Raw genomic sequence first — 16,919 nt, 5'->3', positions numbered from 1 at the left:
AGCGAAGCGACGAAGCAATCCAGAGCGGCTTTAGGCCACCCTGGATTGCTTCGCTTCGCTCGCAATGACGAGCAGAGGAGACAACCGGCGCCCCAGGGACTGAGCGCTGGCCGCCGATCCGTCAGAAAGCGTAGCGCGCGATCAGCTGGAATACCGGACCGGCCTTTTCGCTTTCGAGTTCATATTCGTCGAAGGTGCCAGGGCCGCGGTCGTTCTGATCGCCGATCGTCGTGAACTTGTTGAACGCCTCACGCTTCGCGCCGTTGAGCAGGTTCGCGCCGACCGCACGGATCGTGAAGCTCTTGCCGAAGCGCTTTTCGACGAAAATTTCGAGATCGGCACCATAGGTGGTGAACACTTCCTCGCCGACGGTGCGGTCAAACGCCCGCCCCTGTTTGCGATAGGTGGCGCCGAATGCCGCACCGACCGACGGAATGTCCTGAATGACCCCGAAGTTATAGACATATTTGCTCTGGCCGTTGAAACGGCGCTGGCCGAATTCGTCGTTGATCTTGCTGTCGAGCCACGAGATGTTGCCGAATATTCCGGTATCCGGCAGGCCGACGAAGCCGAGGTCGGTCGACAGATCGAATTCGACACCCCACACCTTACCGTCACCGACATTCTGCGGCTGGTAGTTGAAGGTTCCCGCACCCTCGGAGCCGGGACCGCCGATGTTGGTCAGCTCGATCAGGTCGTTCACCTTGCGATAGAAGATATTGACCCCAGCGATGCCCGCGCGGCCAAGGCGCTGTTCGTAGCCAAGGTCAAAACCCCATGCGGTTTCGGGGTCGAGCAGCGGATTGCCGATCAGGTCGTTGTCGCCCAGTTCGGCCTCGAGTTCGGCGGGCGAAAGGAAATTGAATTCGGGGCGGCGACTGGTGCGGGCGGCCGAGGCGATGACGCGGCCGCGGGGGCCGACATCGATCTTGACCGACGCCGATGGCAGCAGCTTGGCGTAATCGTTGGTCGTGCGCTGCACCGCCGCGGGGACGGTGAAATCGTCGATGGTGAGATCGGTGGTTTCATAGCGCACCCCGGCCTCCCATTTGACGCCGGGCATGTCGCCCTCGACCAGCACAAAGCCGTCGAGCCGCTTTTCCTCGATCGTGTTGAGCCCGCCCGGGCCCGGCGTGAACGCGCCGAAAGTCCGCACGAACTCGGTCGGGTTGCGGGTGAACTGGTCGTAGCCCTGCCGATTGGCGGCGGTCAGATTATAGCGGTCGCGTGTTGCGGCGGTGATCGACGTGTCGCGGTCCTTGTCCTGCCACAGCCCACCGAACAGCAGCTTGGTGTCTTCGCCAAGCGCGATTTCATGTTCGAGCCGCACCGAAAATTCCTTGTCGGTGATCCCGGTCAGCGTCTGGTCGCCGGTAAAGCGCGGCAACGCGCGGTCGAATTCGACCTCATATTCAGTTTCGAAGCGGTCTTCGTCGAAATAGGCGTAGCCGACCTTCAGGCTCGTCTCGCCGCCCGACCAGCGGTGCGCGAGCTTGCCATTGACGCTATAATTGTCCTGATTGATCGTCGCGACGTTGGCGTTATCGACGGTCAGATTGCCCGACGGCGTCGCGCGGATCGGCTCGTTGATGTTGGTCGGGTGGTTATATTCCAGGCTGCGCTCGGTTTCGGTGCGGTCGGTGTGGACATAAAAGCCATTCACCGAGAAATCGGTGGTGTCACCCTTGATGTCATAGGTCGCGTTAAACGAATAATCCTTGCCGTCGCGCGTGTCGGTCTGGTCTTCGCGATTTTCGAAAACATCCGGATCCGTCGCGTAGTTCGGATCATTTTCCGGCGACTCATTGTACCGCAGCGAGAATTTCTTCTTCGGGTTATGCCGCCCCTGAAAATTGCCGCCGATCAGGAAGCGCCCAGGCCCGAGCGCGCCGCCGAACACGCCGCCGACGCTGGGTTCCAGTTCCTTGTCGTCATAATAGAGCCCGCCGGCGCGCAGATAACCGCCGTCGAGTTCATAGCCGTCGCGCAGCTTGATGTTGAGCGTGCCGGCGACCGCGTCGCCGGTGCGCCGCGCCGATGACGAGCGAACGATTTCGACCCGGTCGATCAGTTCGGCGGGGATGCGGTCGAGAAAGAAGCTGCGATCGGCATTCGACCCCGGCACCTTTTCGCCGTTGATCAGGATCTGTGTGTAGCCGGGCGGCAGGCCGCGCAGACGCGCCCCGTCGCTTTCGATGACGTCGGACAGAAAGGTCACCGACGGCACGCGCTTCAGCGCGTCGCCCGCGGTCAGCGGTTCGAAGCGCTGGAAAAATTCGCTGTCGTAGGACAGCACGGGTTCAGCCTGATCCTCGCTGCGGTTGCGGTACCCGATGCTGCCCAGCACGACGATGTCCTGCGACGTGGTGATCGTGCCGTCGGCATTCTGGATCGGCGCCATGTCCGGCGCGTCCTGCGCGGTGGCGGGAGCGGACGTCATCGCCGTTGCCAGCGCAAGCGCCGCGGCGGAATTCAGGCTGAAGAAACGAATCATGTTGGTCAGACCCCCCTTTGTGGTTGCCGGGCCTCTAGGGTCGCGATGTGACAGTTTGCGACGAGCATCATGACGGTTGCATGACAGTTAAGTGACGGAAATATTGTGGGATTGACGCGCGCGCACTTTGCTGGGACGGGGCGCGCCAATCACCGTTGGCGCCAATGGAAACAGGGGAAATCGTCATGACCGCCGTCCGCATATCGAAGCTGCTGACTTCGCTCGCTTTTGCCTCGCTGGTGGCGGGCTGCGCGGGTCAGGCCGCGCCCGTTATCACCGGCCTACCGCCGGTCGCCGTGACCGCGAGCGGCGAGACCGCGCCGGTCGGTACCGGCCGCGCTGATGCCGCCGACGATCCGGCGATCTGGATCGACCCCGCCAACCCGGCCCGGGCGCTGATCATTGCGACCGACAAGAAGGCCGGGCTGCACGTCTATGATCTGACCGGCAAGGATCTGGCGTTTCTGAAGAGCGGCCTGGTCAATAATGTCGATATTGTCGGCGACATCATCGTCGCCAGCGACCGCAATGACGGCCTCAATGCCCATCTGGCGGTCTATCGCCTCGACGGGACCAAGCCCGCGCTCACCGCGCTGGGCCGCGCCGCGGCGGGCAGCGGTGAGGCCTATGGCTTGTGCCTGAAAAAGACCGCACCCAGTATGCCGATGACGGGGGCGCCGATCACCGCGGCGCTGATCGTCAAGGACGGCACCGTCCGCGTCGGCACGCTGACGGTCGGCGCCACCCCCAGCTTTGCGGTGCAATGGGAGCATAAGATCGCGACCCAGTCCGAAGGCTGCGTCTTCGATGGCGACACCCTCTATGTTGGCGAAGAAGTCGGCGGCTTGTGGGAACTGAGGCAGAACGGCAACGGCGCCACGGCACGGCTGGTCGCGCCGATCGACAACCAGCGGCTGGTCGCCGACCTCGAAGGGCTGGCAACGATCGATCACAAGGGCCAACGCTACCTCATCGCGTCGAGCCAGGGCGACAATGCCTATGCGGTGTTCCGCCTGCCGTCGGTCGAGTATGTCGGGCGGTTTGCGGTGACCGCCGGAACGTTCGGCGCGACGAGCGAAACCGACGGGATCGATGCGATCGCGGGCAATTTCGGCCCGGCATACCCTGACGGCATCTTTCTGGCGCAGGACGGCGACAACGCCCCCAAGGCGCAGAATTTCAAGCTGGTGCGCTGGAATCAGATCGCGGCGGCGCTGGGGCTGTAAAATGGGCGCAAGGGTTGCGATAGTAGCCCCACCCGCCTAGGGGGGCGGCGTCTTTCCCATCCTGCAAAGGCCGCCCTTTCCCATGACCGATCTGATTCCCGTCCGCCGCGCGCTCTTGTCCGTCAGCGACAAGGCGGGGCTGACCGAGCTTGCCGCTGCGCTCGTCAAACATGGCGTCGAACTGGTGTCGACGGGCGGCACGGCCAAGGCGCTGCGCGAGGCGGGACACATGGTCCTCGATGTCGCCGACCTGACCGGCTTTCCCGAGATGATGGACGGCCGCGTCAAGACGCTGCACCCGACGGTCCATGGCGGCATCCTGGCGGTGCGCGACGATGCGGCGCATGTCGCGGCGATGGACGAGCACCGGATTGGCGCGATCGACCTGGTGGTGGTCAATCTCTACCCGTTCGCCGCGACCGTCGCGAAAGGCGCGGCGCGCGACGAGATCATCGAGAATATCGACATCGGCGGACCCGCGATGGTGCGATCGTCGGCGAAAAACCACGCCTTTGTGAACATCGTCACCGAGCCTGAGGATTATGCTGCGGTGATCGCCGAGCTGGACGCGAACGGCGGCGCGACCACTCTCGCGCTACGCAAACGCTTGGCTGCAACCGCCTTCGCCCACACTGCAACCTATGACGGGATGATCGCCAGCTGGTTCGCCTTTGCCGATCAGGGCAAACTGTTTCCCGACACGCTGCCGCTGACCGCCAAGCTGGCGACCGAACTGCGCTATGGCGAGAATCCGCACCAAAAGGCCGCGTTGTATCTGCCCGCCGGGCCGTCGTCGCGCGGGATCGCGCAGGCCGAACAAGTGCAGGGCAAGGAACTTAGCTACAACAATATCAACGACGCCGATGCGGCGCTCGAACTGGTCGCCGAATTCCGCGCGGCCGATCCGACCTGCGTCATCGTCAAACACGCCAATCCGTGCGGCGTCGCCACCGCCGCGACGATCGCCGAGGCCTATGACGCGGCGCTGAAGTGCGATGATGTGTCGGCGTTCGGCGGCATCATTGCGGTCAACCGGCCCCTCGACGGCGCGACGGCTGAACTGATCAGCGGCATCTTTACCGAGGTCGTCTGCGCCCCCGATGCCGACGCCGATGCGCGCGCGGTGTTTGCGAAAAAGAAGAACCTCCGCCTGCTGCTGACCGGCGAATTGCCCGATCCGGCACGCGGCGGACTGATGATGAAGACGATCGCGGGCGGCTGGCTGGCGCAAAGCCGCGACAATGGCCGCATCGCCCGCGCCGACCTGAAGGTCGTGACCGATCGCGCCCCGTCCGACGAGGAACTGGCCGATGCGCTGTTCGCTTGGACCATCGCCAAGCATGTGAAATCGAACGCCATCGTCTATGCCAAGGGCGGATCGACCGCGGGCATCGGCGCGGGACAGATGAACCGCCGCGACAGCGCGCGCATCGCCGCGGTCAAGGCGCGCGAAGCTGCTGAGAGCCACGGCTGGGCCAGCCCACGCACCGTCGGCAGCGCGGTGGCGAGCGACGCCTTCTTCCCCTTCGCCGACGGCCTGCTGGCGGCGGTCGAGGCGGGCGCGACCTGCGTCATCCAGCCAGGCGGCTCGATCCGCGACGACGAAGTGATTGCGGCGGCGAACGCAGCGGGCCTCGCGATGGTGTTCACCGGGATGCGGCATTTCCGGCACTGATAATCCCGCTCGTGTCGAGCGAAGTCTAGACACGCTTGGGGAGCGCACGCTTCTCGTGTCACGCGTCTCGACTTCGCTCGACCCGAACGGCATAGAAGCAGCGACGGTCGCGAGCGCGGCATTTGACAAGGACCAGCATGACCGCCACGACCCGCAACAAGTCGCTGATCCAGAATATGTATAACTGGACGATGGAAAAATCGGCGCATCCGCATGCCGAATATTGGCTGGCGCTCGTGTCGTTCGTCGAGGCAAGTTTTTTCCCGATTCCGCCGCACCCGATGCTGGGGCTGATGTGCCTCGCCAATCCGCAAAAGGCGGTGCGTTACGCGCTGATCTGCACCCTCGCGTCGGTCGCGGGGGGCGTGTTCGGCTATGGGATCGGCTTTTTCCTCTATGAAAGCGTCGGGCTGTGGCTGCTCGGGGTGCTCGGGCTGACCGAGGCCTTCCCGCCCGCCGCCTGCTACCTGCGCGAGTTCGGCGCCGAGATCATCCTGATCAAGGGCGCAACGCCGATCCCGTTCAAGCTGCTGACGATCACCGCCGGGTTCATCCACATGAATTTCTGGACCTTTTTGTGGGCCAGCATGGCAAGCCGCGCCTTTTCGTTCATGCTGGTCGGCATCCTGTTCAAATTGTTCGGGGCACCGATCAAGGCGTTCATCGACAAATATCTGGTGTGGGTCACCGGCGCCTTCGTCGTTGCTGTCGTCGCGGGATTCCTGGTCATCGGTGCGCTGTCGGGCGATGGCGAGGCGAAGGAAGCCGACAAATGCAGCGGCGCGACGCTGGAGAGCATCGGGCTCGACCGGAAATAGCGTCACGCCGTGCAACCGGGAGCGCCCCGGTGAATTAGGTGCGTGTCGCCCATACCGCGGCACGGAGCATCCCATGACGAAGACCCCCTCGCGCGCGAGCGCCGAATCCGCGACGCATCACCGCGATCTGCGGACCGGCCAGTCGATCTGGTCGGCGCGGCGGCGCCCGACCGTCCCGACCCAGCCGCTCAACCGCGACGTCAGTTGCGATGTCGTGATCATCGGCGCTGGCATTTCGGGCGCACTGATCGCCGAAACGCTGTCAGAGGCGGGCTTAAAGGTCGTCGTCGTCGACCGCCGCGGCCCGCTGGAGGGATCGACCGCCGCATCGACCGCGATGCTGCAATATGAAATCGACACCCCGCTGTCGCTATTGGCCGAGCAGATCGGGCGCGACCGCGCCGAACGGCTGTGGCGCCGCTCGCGACAGTCGGTCGACGCGCTGCGCGAGCGGACCGAGCGGCTGGGGCTGAAGGTTGACGCCGCGACGCGCGGCTCGATCTATCTGCACGGCAATGTGCTCGATGCCGAGGGTCTGGCGCGCGAGGCCGAAGCGCGGCGGCGCGCGGGGTTCGAGATCGAGCTGCTGAAACCCGCCGCGGTGCTCGACCGCTATGGGATCAAGGGACGCCATGCGATCATCGGCTTCGGCAATTATTCGGCCGATCCGCGCCAGCTGGCGGCCGGGTATCTGAATGTCGCGATCGGGCGCGGGGCGCGGGTCTATAGCCCGGTCGACATTTGCGACGTGGCGCCCAGCGAGAGCGGTGTGACGCTTCAGAGCGCCGATGGCCGCGAAATCCGCGCGCGCACGCTGGTCGTCGCGACAGGCTATGAGATGATGAAGGGGGTGCCGCGCAAGGGGAACACAATCATCTCCAGCTGGTCGATCGCGACCAAGCCGCAGCCGCGCGCGATTTGGCCGACCGCAGCGATGATCTGGGAGGCGGCCGATCCCTATCTCTACATCCGCACCACCCCGGCGGGCGAAGTGATCTGCGGCGGCGAGGATGAAGAGATCAGCGATGCGGACGAGCGTGATGCGAAAATCGCCGCCAAGACGGCCACCCTGTCGCGCAAGCTCGGCGCGCTGCTGCCGATGATCGACCCGACCCCGGTGCATGCGTGGGCGGGCAGCTTCGGCGACAGCAAGACCGGCACCCCGACGATCGGGCGGATCCCGCGGATGCCGAATTGTTATGCCGCGATGGGCTATGGCGGCAACGGCATCACCTTTTCGATGATGGCGGCGCAGATGCTGCGCGGGCTGATCTGCGGCGACGGCGATCCCGACGCCGACCTGGTCAGCTTTTCGCGGAAGTTTTGAGCGCGGGGCGAACGAGCCACGGCTAGCACTGCTAACCCGCCGATCAAATATTCCGTTCGTGTCGAGCGAAGTCGAGACACGCTGAGTTCGTGCGCGCCTTCGCGTATCTCGACTTCGCTCGATACAAACGGGATTGGGAGGGCGGCCTACTCGTTCGCCGCGGTGTGCAGCCAGTCGGCGTGACGCGGGGCCTTCTTGGTCTGGCTCCATTCCTCGAGCATCAGCGGCGCGACGCGCTTCAGTTCGGCATATTGTTCGGCGGTGCCGATGTCGCACGCCAGTTCCACGCGGTGGCCGTTGGGATCGAAGAAATAGATCGATTTGAAGATGCCATGATGCGTCGGGCCGAGCACGTCGACGCCTTCGCTTTCCAGATGCGCCTTCGCCGCCACCAGTTCGTCGTAGCCGCCGACCTTGAACGCCAAATGCTGAACCCACGCCGGAGTATTCTCGTCGCGGCCCATCACCGGCTGGTTCGGCAGCTCAAAAAACGCCAGGATATTGCCGTTCCCCGCGTCGAGAAAGACATGCATGTACGGATCATATTCACCGGTCGACGGCACATGGTCCTCGGCAAAGGCGGTGGTGTAGGTCATACCGAGCATGCGCTCGTACCAGTCGACCGTCTGCTTGGCGTCCTTGCAGCGATAGGCGGCGTGATGCACGCCGCCGAGTTTGATCGGGCTGGTCATTCGGCAGGCTCCGTCACGTTGAGCGCGCCGCGGCGAATCTGGTCCATCTCCATCGATTTGAACAGCGCGGTGAAATTGCCCTCGCCGAAGCCTTCATCCTTCTTGCGCTGGATGAATTCGAAAAACACCGGGCCGATGACGGTCTGGCCGAAAATCTGGAGGAGCAGGCGCGGGTCGCCTTCGGTCGTCGAACCGTCGAGCAGGATGCCGCGCGACTGGAGTCCCTCGACGGACTCGCCATGGCCCGGCAGCCGCTCTTCGAGCATCTCGTAATAGGTCGCCGGGGGTGCCGGGGCAAACGGGTTGCCGAGCGCCTTGAGCTTGTCCCACGCGGCGTAGAGATCGTCGCAGCTGAACGCGATATGCTGGATACCCTCGCCATTATAGGCGCGCAGATACTCCTCGATCTGCCCCTTTCCGCCCGCGCCCTCTTCGTTGAGCGGGATGCGGATCTTGCCGTCGGGCGCGGTCATCGCCTTTGACGTCAGCCCGGTATATTCGCCCTTGATGTCAAAATAGCGAATCTCGCGGAAGCCCGCGATGCGCTCGTAAAACGCCGCCCAATGCGCCATGCGGCCGCCATAGACATTGTGCGTCAGATGATCGATCAGCTGCATCCCCGCACCCACCGGGTGGCGATCGACGCCTTCCTCATAAACGAAGTCGATATCGTAGATGCTGAGGTCGTCGCCGTACCGGTCGATCAGATAGATGATCGACCCGCCGATGCCGCGGATTGCGGGCAGGCGCAGTTCCATCGGGCCGGGGTTGACCTCGACCGGCTCGGCCCCGCGTTCGATCGCTTCGCTGTAAGCCTTGGCGGCATCGCGGACGCGCCAGCCCATGCCGCACGCCGACGGTCCGTGCTCGGCAGCGAAATAGGCGGCGGGCGATTTGGGTTCATAGTTAGCGATCAGGTTGATGCCGCCCTGGCGCCACAGCTGGACGTCCTTTGAGCGGTGATGGGCGATCTGAGCAAAGCCCATCGCCTGGAAAACCGGTTCGAGAATGCCCTTGTCGGGCGCCGAAAATTCGACGAATTCAAATCCGTCGAGGCCCAACGGATTGTCGAACAGGTCGGTCATCGTCATTATCCCATCTAGTTTCAATTGAAACTATTATGATGGATTGGGGTGGGAGAGTCAATGCAGGCCGACCGACGACAGCTTCGTCATGCCGGACTTGATCCGGCATCCATTCGGCGGCCCGGTTGGGGACCCCGGATCAAGTCCGGGGTGGCGATAGAGGGGGCCGCTTTCTAAGCCGCGCCCTCAAACGCCTCCAGCGCCTCACCGGCAGCGATCCAGCGAATTTCGGCGGCTTCCTGCGCTGCAACAATCTTGCCGCGGCGCTGCGACAGCTCGCTCATCGTCAGCCCCTTATATTCGTTCGCGGCGCCCGCGGGGTCGAACATCGCGCGGTCGATCGCCGAGAGGATGACCTGATATTTGGCCAGATCGGCCTCGGCATCCGAGACATCCTTGCGGATCTTCGCCCCGGCCTCGCGCGCGACCGCAGCGGCTTTGCGGTCTCCCTTTTTGTCGGCTTTCGAAACCTTGTCCTTCGACGGCCCCTTGCCCAGGATCATGTCGACATAATCGTCCATGCTGCCCGAATATTCGCGCGCCGTGCCGTCATCGACCAGCACCAGCCGATCGGCGGTGAGTTCGAGCATGTGGCGGTCGTGGCTGACCAGCACCACCGCGCCGTCGAAACTGTTGAGCGCCTGCACCAGCGCCTCGCGGGCATCGACGTCAAGGTGATTGGTCGGTTCGTCGAGGATCAACAAATGCGGCGCGTCGCGGGTGATCAGCGCCAGCGCCAGCCGCGCGCGTTCGCCGCCCGACAGCTTTTTGACCTCGGTCACCGCCTTGTTGCCCGAAAAACCGAAACGGCCGAGCTGAGCGCGGATCGCGGCCTGTGTCTTGCCCTCCATCACGCGCGTCATATGCGCGAGCGGGGTGTCGCTGCCGTCGAGTTCCTCGACCTGATATTGGGTGAAATAGCCGACGCGCATCTTGCCCGACGCCGCCATCGCGCCCGCCATCGGGCTGAGCTGCGCGGCGAGCAGGCGTGCCAGCGTTGTCTTGCCGTTGCCGTTCCGCCCGAGCAGCGCGATGCGGTCATCGGGATCGATCCGCAGGTTGAGCCGCTGAAGCACCGGGCGATCCGCATAACCGACGCTGGCCAGGTCAAGCGTGATCAGCGGCGGCTTCAACTCGTCGGGACTGGGAAAATCGAACGCCAAAGTCTGGTCCTCTGCCAGCGCCGCGATGGGCTGCATCTTGGCGAGCAGCTTCGCGCGCGACTGCGCCTGCTTCGCGGTCGAGGCGCGGGCGCTGTTGCGCGCGACATAATCCTGCAGCTTGGCGCGCTGGGCATCCTGCGACGCTTTCGCCGCGGCGAGCTGCGCCGCGCGCTCGGCACGCTGGCGTTCGAACGCGTCATAGCCGCCGGCGTAGAGCGTCACCTTGCCGCCTTCGAGATGCAGGATATTGTCGACGACATTGTTGAGCAGGTCGCGCTCGTGACTGATCACCACCAGCTGCCCCGGATAGGCGCGCAGGAAATTTTCCAGCCACAGCGTTGCTTCCAGGTCGAGGTGGTTCGACGGTTCGTCGAGCAGCAGCAGATCGGGTTCGGAGAACAAGAGCGCCGCGAGCGCGACGCGCATCTTCCACCCGCCCGAGAAGCTGTCGAGCGGCTGCGCCTGCATATCCTCGTCGAACCCCAGCCCGATCAGGATGCGCGCGGCGCGCGCCGGCGCGGTATAGGCATCGATCGCAATCAGCCGTTCGTGGATGTCGCCGAGCTTGTCGGGATCCTGCTCAACCTCCGACGCGGTCAGCAATTCGGCGCGTTCGGTGTCGGCGGCCAGCACGGTGTCGAACGGCGTTGCGGTCCCGTGCGGCGCTTCCTGCGCGATATAGCCGACGCGCGTCTTGCGGGGCATATCGATGCTGCCCTCGTCGGCTTCGAGCTGACCGATCATAACCTTCATCAGCGTCGATTTGCCCGCGCCATTGCGTCCGATCAGCCCGACGCGGCTTTTCGCCGGTAGGCTCGCGGTGGCGCGTTCGAGGATGGCGCGCCCGCCAAGGCGTACAGTGATTCCGTTGATCGTCAGCATGGCCGCGCGCCTAGCATGTTGCGGCGCACAACCCAAGTCCCGCACTGGCTTTCTGCACGCGGCTGCGGCAGACAGGCGCCATGAGCGATCTTGCCCCCTTTCACATCGCCTTTCCCGTCGACGATCTTGACGCCGCGCGCCATTTCTATGGCCGCGTGCTCGGCTGTCCCGAGGGGCGCAGCGACGCCGACTGGATCGATTTCGACCTCTATGGCCATCAGATCGTCGCGCACCGCATCGATCGTCCGCGCAGCACCCCCGCGCACAATCCCGTCGATGGCCATTCAGTGCCGGTGCCCCACTTCGGCGTGGTCCTGTCCCCCGCCGACTGGCAGGCGCTCGCCGACCGGCTGATCGCGCAAGACGTCGCGTTCGTCATCGAACCGCAGACCCGCTTTGCCGGGCAGGTCGGAGAGCAATCGACGATGTTCTTTCTCGATCCCGCAGGCAATGCGCTCGAGTTCAAGGCGTTTGCCGATATGCGCCAGCTCTTCGCCACCTGAGCGCGAGCGATCGGGCCGTTCGCAGGCTCGCCTCCCGGAAAATCGGAAGCGCCGCAGGCGCTGCCCCATGGGCGAAAGCTCGTCTGCTTTCTGTTTGACGTCCGTTTGACGTTCGCCGCCCTACGAGCGCCCTTTCAGCGTCGTATGACGTGCCTTGGGCGCAGGTCTGCGAAGCGACAGGAGCAGATTATGCCGGATACCATCGAACTCGACGCGATCAGCCATCATTTCGATACCGACCGAGAACGGATCGAGCTTTTCCGCGACCTTTCTCACACGATCCGCGCGCACGAAACACTGGCGATCATCGGCCCGTCGGGCGCCGGAAAGTCGAGCTTGCTGGCGATCGCGGCGGGGCTGGAGATCCCGGCGGGCGGTCGTGTCTGCTTCACCATCGATGATGTCTCGGTGGACGCGCTGACGATGCGCGCCAATTCGGGCTTCATTTTCCAGCAATTCCACCTGTTGCCCGAGCTTGATGCGATCGGCAACCTGGCGTTGCCGCTCCGTCTGAAGGGCAACCGGGGCGCATTCGACATCGCGGCGCTCTGGCTTGAAAGGGTGGGGCTCAAAGATCGCGCCCGGCATCGCCCCCACCAGTTGAGCGGTGGCGAGCAACAGCGCATTGCGGTGGCGCGGGCGTTTGTCAGTGCCCCGCGCTTCATCTTCGCCGATGAGCCCACCGGCAATCTGGATATGCACACATCCGACAGCGTGGCCGGCCTGATGTTCGACTGCGCCCGCGAGACGGGGTGCGGCCTGGTGATCGTGACCCACAGCAAGCAGTTGGCAAGGCGCGCCGACACAAGCCTGCTGTTAGCGGCCGGACAGCTGAAGGCCGCGGCATGAACCGGGTCAAACTGATGCTCGAGAACAGCTGGCGCGATCTCGTCGGCGGCGACGGGCGGATCAGCATGGCGACGCAAACGGCGCTGCTGTTTTTCCTCATGACGCTGACGCTCACCAGCGCGTCGATTCAAAACTATCTGGCCGACAATCTCGACCAGATGCTCGGGTCGGACCTGGTGATTGAAAGCCATACCCCGCTGACCAAGGCGGACGAAGCGACATTCAGATCCCTGGCGGCGGATCTCTCGGTAACCCAGCTGGCCGACATCACCCTCACGCACCGGCAAGAATGGGCCCGCGTGCAGTTGAAGCTGGTCGATGACGCGTATCCGCTGCAAGGCGATCTGCAGATCGGCGACACGCCGGTAGCTACACAGCGCGCCGCCAGCCGCGGCCCCGCGGTCGGCGAAATCTGGATAGATTCGCGGCTCGCCATTAAACTGGAGATGCGCGTCGGGGACATTCTCACCATCGGCGGCACCGATTTGCGGCTAAGCGCTATTCTGTTTCATGAACCCGACCGCATCATGGAAGGCCATAGCGTGGCCATGCGCGCGATGGTCCACACCGACAGCCTTAAAGACACGTCGATCAACAGCAGCAAAGGTCGCACGCGCTATCTGGTCACGGCGGATGAAAGCCGGCAGCAGGCGATCGAAAGCTGGTCGCGCAAGACCCTGCCCGGCGCCCGCGTCATCAAGAAATTCGGTGGCCAGCACCCGCTCGCCAGCTTCTGGCAACGGACCGAAAATTTCCTCGGTCTGGCATCGGTGATCCTGTTGTTCATGGGCGCCGTGGCGCTCGATATGACCAACCGCCGCTGGCTCGCCAAAATGCGCTATCGGCTGGCGATCTACGCCAGCTTTGGCACCGGCACCCGCACCGCGATGCTGATGGCGCTGGGCGAATGGCTGGCCGGCTTTATCCTGTCCATCGCCCTCGCCAGCACACTGGCGATGATCGCGTACGGACTGATCGTCGCCGAACTGCAGGGATATTTCCCGGGGCTTCGCGCCACATGGGATGCGGCAGCTGCTTTCAAGACCATCGGCCTGTTCTTCCTGCTGCTGCTCGCGCTTCAGGTTCCCAGCTTTATCCAGCTGTCCCGCGCGTCGCTGCTTTCGCTTATCCGCAATCCGGCCGAAGGCAGCTATGTGTGGCATCGCCTGTTCTGGAGCATCACATCGGTCACTTTGCTGGCCGCCGCCTATTCCGACAATATGCTGCTGACCGGCCTGACATTGGCCGCAATCGCCACCGCGCTCGCCCTGATGGCGGCGCTGACCTGGACGGTCGTCCGGCTGGGTGATCGGTGGGGCCGCCGCCGCGCTGGCCTGCTGCCCTTTGCCTTTTTCATGATGCGGCAGCGCCTGTTCGCCAAATCGGCGCAGGTTATGGGGCTGGGGTTGTGCGGGCTGCTGCTGCTGTTCTCGCTGATGCTGATGCGCGATTTGGGCACCACAATGGAAGGCTATGGCCGCAGTCATGACGGCAATCTGATGATCGCCGAAGCCCAGGCCGACCAGATCGACCAGATCCATCGCTGGGCGGAGAAAACGGGCAGCAGCATTCGCGCGCTGCGCCCTTTTGTGTCCGCGCAGCTTGTGTCGGTGAACGGCCTAGCCCTGTCGGATATCCAGAAACCCAGCGACACGCTGGCCACCCTCAAAGATCCGATCCGGCTGAGCTGGACGGATGCCATGCCGCAAAACAACCGCCTTGTTGGCGGCAAATGGTGGCGGCAAGGGACCGCAAACTGGCAACAGATTTCCGCCGAACCCGAAGTGATGACAGACATGGGGTTCAACTATGGCGACAGGCTTACCTATCAGATCGGCGGCAGATCCTATGACTTCACGCTGGTGGCAAGCCACGCCTACCAGCCGGGCGCCGGGTCGATCACCTTCTGGTTTCAGGTTCCATTGTCGGCGAGGGCGCAAATCGATGCCCCAACCCGCTATATGGGCAGCATGGAATTGTCGGAACCGGCATGGGATGCGCTGGCTGGCCTGTGGCAACAATATCCGACGCTGTCGCTTGTCCCGCTTCAGGAACTGACCGAACGGTTCGACCGGACGCTCGCGATCGTCAAGAAGGTGACAAGCGGCTATGCAGCCATGGTGCTCTTGCTCGCGCTCTTCGTGCTCGCGGCGTCGGTAAGCGGTTTCAGCGCCGATGACCGTCAGAAAAACGGGTTGCTGATGAGCATGGGGCTACGCGATCGCGATTGCCTGAAACTGAATTTCTACGATTGGGGTGTCACCGCCCTGATCGCCGCCAGCGGCGCGATCGCGGGCACCTGGAGCGGGGGATTGCTGATCTATCAGGCCCAGTTCAACCTGACCTACAACCCGGATATTCGGTGGGTCACGGCAATGGTGTTTGCGATGGCGGCGGCGGTATGCCTAGTGGGCTATCTGGCCTGCCGTCAGAATCTCAAGGTTTCGGTGCGTTATCTGATCACGACATAGACCGCCCTCCCCGAATGGCCACGTTGAGGTCGGACTTTGGGAGTGTCGGGAACAGGGTGGCGCGCAGGCTAGCGAGACACCCCGACTGGCAGGATAAATGATCGCGGTCCCCGCCTTCGGCAAGGTGACGGCTGTGCTCAGTAGCGAATTGCCATGCAAACTTCTGCGGCGCGAATGGCTGGTTTAGACCGGTAGCGGACATAAACTTTCGTCATCCCGGACTTGATCCGGGATCCATGCGCCCTCTTGGCAGCGGGCGGCGCATGGCCTCATGGACCCCGGATCAAGTCCGGGGTGACGAGTCCATGAGGGCAGCCCCCCACCCCAAAGCCGCGGTCTGTCAGATGGCTCAAGAGCAACGTCCACGGCAAATAAAAAAGCCCGTCAAGTCGTTAGACCTGCGGGCTTCCTATTTGGTTGCGGGAGTAGGATTTGAACCTACGACCTTCAGGTTATGAGCCTGACGAGCTACCGGGCTGCTCCATCCCGCGCCACCAATGTCGCGGCGCCAAAAGCGATCCGCGAAAACAGCAAAAGGCCGGCATTTCTGCCGGCCTCTAACTTTGTGAATGGGTTTTTCCAAAATTCGTCCACACGTCGGCTACAATGCCTGGCGACGTCCTACTCTTCCAGGGCTTGAGCCATAGTACCATCGGCGCTGTCAGGTTTCACGGCCGAGTTCGAGATGGGATCGGGTGGGTCACTGACGCCATGGTCACCAAGCAATGAAGCCGGCGTGGGTCGAATTTGGGTTTCAATCGAATGCCCGTGCAATTTGGACTATGTTACAATCATCCACTTCGCGGACAACCTTCAGGCCGTTGGCCATTCAGGACTGTCGTTGATGGTGGGACTCTTAAGTGCGAATAGAGCAATTAGTATCGGTTAGCTCCACACGTTACCGCGCTTCTACATCCGATCTATCAACGTGGTGGTCTTCCACGGCTCTATGAAATCTTATCTTGAGGGAGGCTTCCCGCTTAGATGCTTTCAGCGGTTATCCCGTCCATACATAGCTACCCTGCTGCGCCACTGGCGTGACGACAGGTACACCAGAGGTATGTTCAACCCGGTCCTCTCGTACTAGGGTCAACTCCTCTCAAATTTCGACGCCCACGGCAGATAGGGACCAAACTGTCTCACGACGTTCTGAACCCAGCTCACGTACCACTTTAATTGGCGAACAGCCAAACCCTTGGGACCTGCTCCAGCCCCAGGATGTGATGAGCCGACATCGAGGTGCCAAACGATTCCGTCGATATGAGCTCTTGGGAATCATCAGCCTGTTATCCCCGGCGTACCTTTTATCCGTTGAGCGATGGCCCTTCCACTCGGGACCACCGGATCACTATGACCGACTTTCGTCTCTGCTCGACTCGTCAGTCTCGCAGTCAGGCAGGCTTATGCCATTGCACTCTTGCAGACGGTTTCCAACCGTCCTGAGCCTACCATCGCGCGCCTCCGTTACTCTTTAGGAGGCGACCGCCCCAGTCAAACTACCCGCCACAGAGGGTCCCTGATCCAGTTTCATGGATCGAGGTTAGACATCAGAAAACAACAGGGTGGTATTTCACCTATGGCTCCACACCGGCTGGCGCCAGTGCTTCAAAGCCTCCCACCTATGCTACACAGTTCTTTCCTAATGCCACTCTGAAGCTGCAGTAAAGGTGCACGGGGTCTTTCCGTCTAACCGCGGGTACTCCGCATCTTCACGGAGAATTCAATTTCGCTGAG

11 protein-coding genes, 1 tRNA gene and 2 rRNA genes (1 of these 14 cut by a window edge) are annotated in these 16,919 nt (G+C 63.0%); 7 read left to right on the top strand and 7 right to left on the bottom strand.

Translation table 11 applies throughout. The annotated features are described in order from the left end of the window. Positions 1 to 121 precede the first annotated feature (121 nt). Entirely contained in the window at positions 122 to 2,494 is a 2,373-nt protein-coding gene (locus J2X44_RS03290) for a TonB-dependent receptor domain-containing protein (protein WP_310087889.1), read from the bottom strand. 185 nt (positions 2,495 to 2,679) lie between these two features. Between J2X44_RS03290 and J2X44_RS03285 the strand changes: the two genes are divergently transcribed. From J2X44_RS03285 to J2X44_RS03270, 4 genes are all read left to right on the top strand, one after another. After that, complete coding sequence (locus J2X44_RS03285) at positions 2,680 to 3,720, top strand: phytase (protein ID WP_310087888.1); 1,041 nt, start codon at positions 2,680 to 2,682, stop codon at positions 3,718 to 3,720. Positions 3,721 to 3,802: 82 nt separating this feature from the next. Next, complete coding sequence (purH, locus tag J2X44_RS03280) at positions 3,803 to 5,395, top strand: bifunctional phosphoribosylaminoimidazolecarboxamide formyltransferase/IMP cyclohydrolase (RefSeq protein WP_310087886.1); 1,593 nt, start codon at positions 3,803 to 3,805, stop codon at positions 5,393 to 5,395. A gap of 164 nt (positions 5,396 to 5,559) precedes the next feature. Further along, a complete protein-coding gene (locus J2X44_RS03275) occupies positions 5,560 to 6,213 on the top strand; it encodes a YqaA family protein (RefSeq protein ID WP_310088323.1) in 654 nt (217 codons plus the stop codon). A gap of 73 nt (positions 6,214 to 6,286) precedes the next feature. Beyond that, positions 6,287 to 7,540, top strand: coding sequence for an FAD-binding oxidoreductase (locus tag J2X44_RS03270; RefSeq protein ID WP_310087884.1), 1,254 nt, complete (start codon positions 6,287 to 6,289; stop codon positions 7,538 to 7,540). A gap of 146 nt (positions 7,541 to 7,686) precedes the next feature. Here J2X44_RS03270 and J2X44_RS03265 read toward each other — a convergent pair whose 3' ends face one another. The 3 genes from J2X44_RS03265 to J2X44_RS03255 all read right to left on the bottom strand — a co-directional run bounded on the left by J2X44_RS03265 (position 7,687) and on the right by J2X44_RS03255 (position 11,362). Next, complete coding sequence (locus J2X44_RS03265; protein WP_310087882.1) at positions 7,687 to 8,232, bottom strand: VOC family protein; 546 nt, start codon at positions 8,230 to 8,232, stop codon at positions 7,687 to 7,689. Next, a complete protein-coding gene (gene hppD / locus J2X44_RS03260; RefSeq protein WP_310088321.1) occupies positions 8,229 to 9,317 on the bottom strand; it encodes a 4-hydroxyphenylpyruvate dioxygenase in 1,089 nt (362 codons plus the stop codon). The genes J2X44_RS03265 and hppD overlap by 4 nt, the downstream gene beginning before the upstream one ends. Before the next feature lie 173 nt (positions 9,318 to 9,490). After that, positions 9,491 to 11,362 (bottom strand): ABC-F family ATP-binding cassette domain-containing protein, encoded by a 1,872-nt coding sequence (locus tag J2X44_RS03255; protein WP_310087881.1) that lies wholly within the window; start codon positions 11,360 to 11,362, stop codon positions 9,491 to 9,493. Positions 11,363 to 11,442: 80 nt separating this feature from the next. Between J2X44_RS03255 and J2X44_RS03250 the strand changes: the two genes are divergently transcribed. From J2X44_RS03250 to J2X44_RS03240, 3 genes are all read left to right on the top strand, one after another. Beyond that, on the top strand, positions 11,443 to 11,865 hold the full coding sequence (locus tag J2X44_RS03250; RefSeq protein ID WP_310087879.1) for a VOC family protein: 423 nt from the start codon (positions 11,443 to 11,445) through the stop codon (positions 11,863 to 11,865). Between the two features lie 189 nt (positions 11,866 to 12,054). Continuing rightward, entirely contained in the window at positions 12,055 to 12,714 is a 660-nt protein-coding gene (locus J2X44_RS03245) for an ATP-binding cassette domain-containing protein (RefSeq protein WP_310087878.1), read from the top strand. Then, the gene (locus J2X44_RS03240; RefSeq protein ID WP_310087877.1) at positions 12,711 to 15,185 is read left to right on the top strand and encodes an FtsX-like permease family protein; all 2,475 of its coding nucleotides are present in this window, start codon (positions 12,711 to 12,713) and stop codon (positions 15,183 to 15,185) included. Before J2X44_RS03245 ends, J2X44_RS03240 begins: the two co-directional genes overlap by 4 nt. Before the next feature lie 414 nt (positions 15,186 to 15,599). On the opposite strand, the gene J2X44_RS03235 is transcribed toward J2X44_RS03240, so the two are convergent. From J2X44_RS03235 to J2X44_RS03225, 3 genes are all read right to left on the bottom strand, one after another. After that, positions 15,600 to 15,676 (bottom strand) — tRNA-Met (locus tag J2X44_RS03235). Between the two features lie 117 nt (positions 15,677 to 15,793). Next, positions 15,794 to 15,908: ribosomal RNA gene (gene rrf / locus J2X44_RS03230) — 5S ribosomal RNA — on the bottom strand. Positions 15,909 to 16,041: 133 nt separating this feature from the next. Then, positions 16,042 to 16,919, bottom strand: a 23S ribosomal RNA gene (locus tag J2X44_RS03225) (it continues 1,917 nt past the right edge of the window).

Source organism: Sphingopyxis sp. BE259 (assembly GCF_031457495.1).
GTDB lineage: Bacteria > Pseudomonadota > Alphaproteobacteria > Sphingomonadales > Sphingomonadaceae > Sphingopyxis.
The sequence above is the reverse complement of the archived record's forward strand: the minus strand, read 5'-3'. Positions and strand labels throughout refer to the sequence as shown.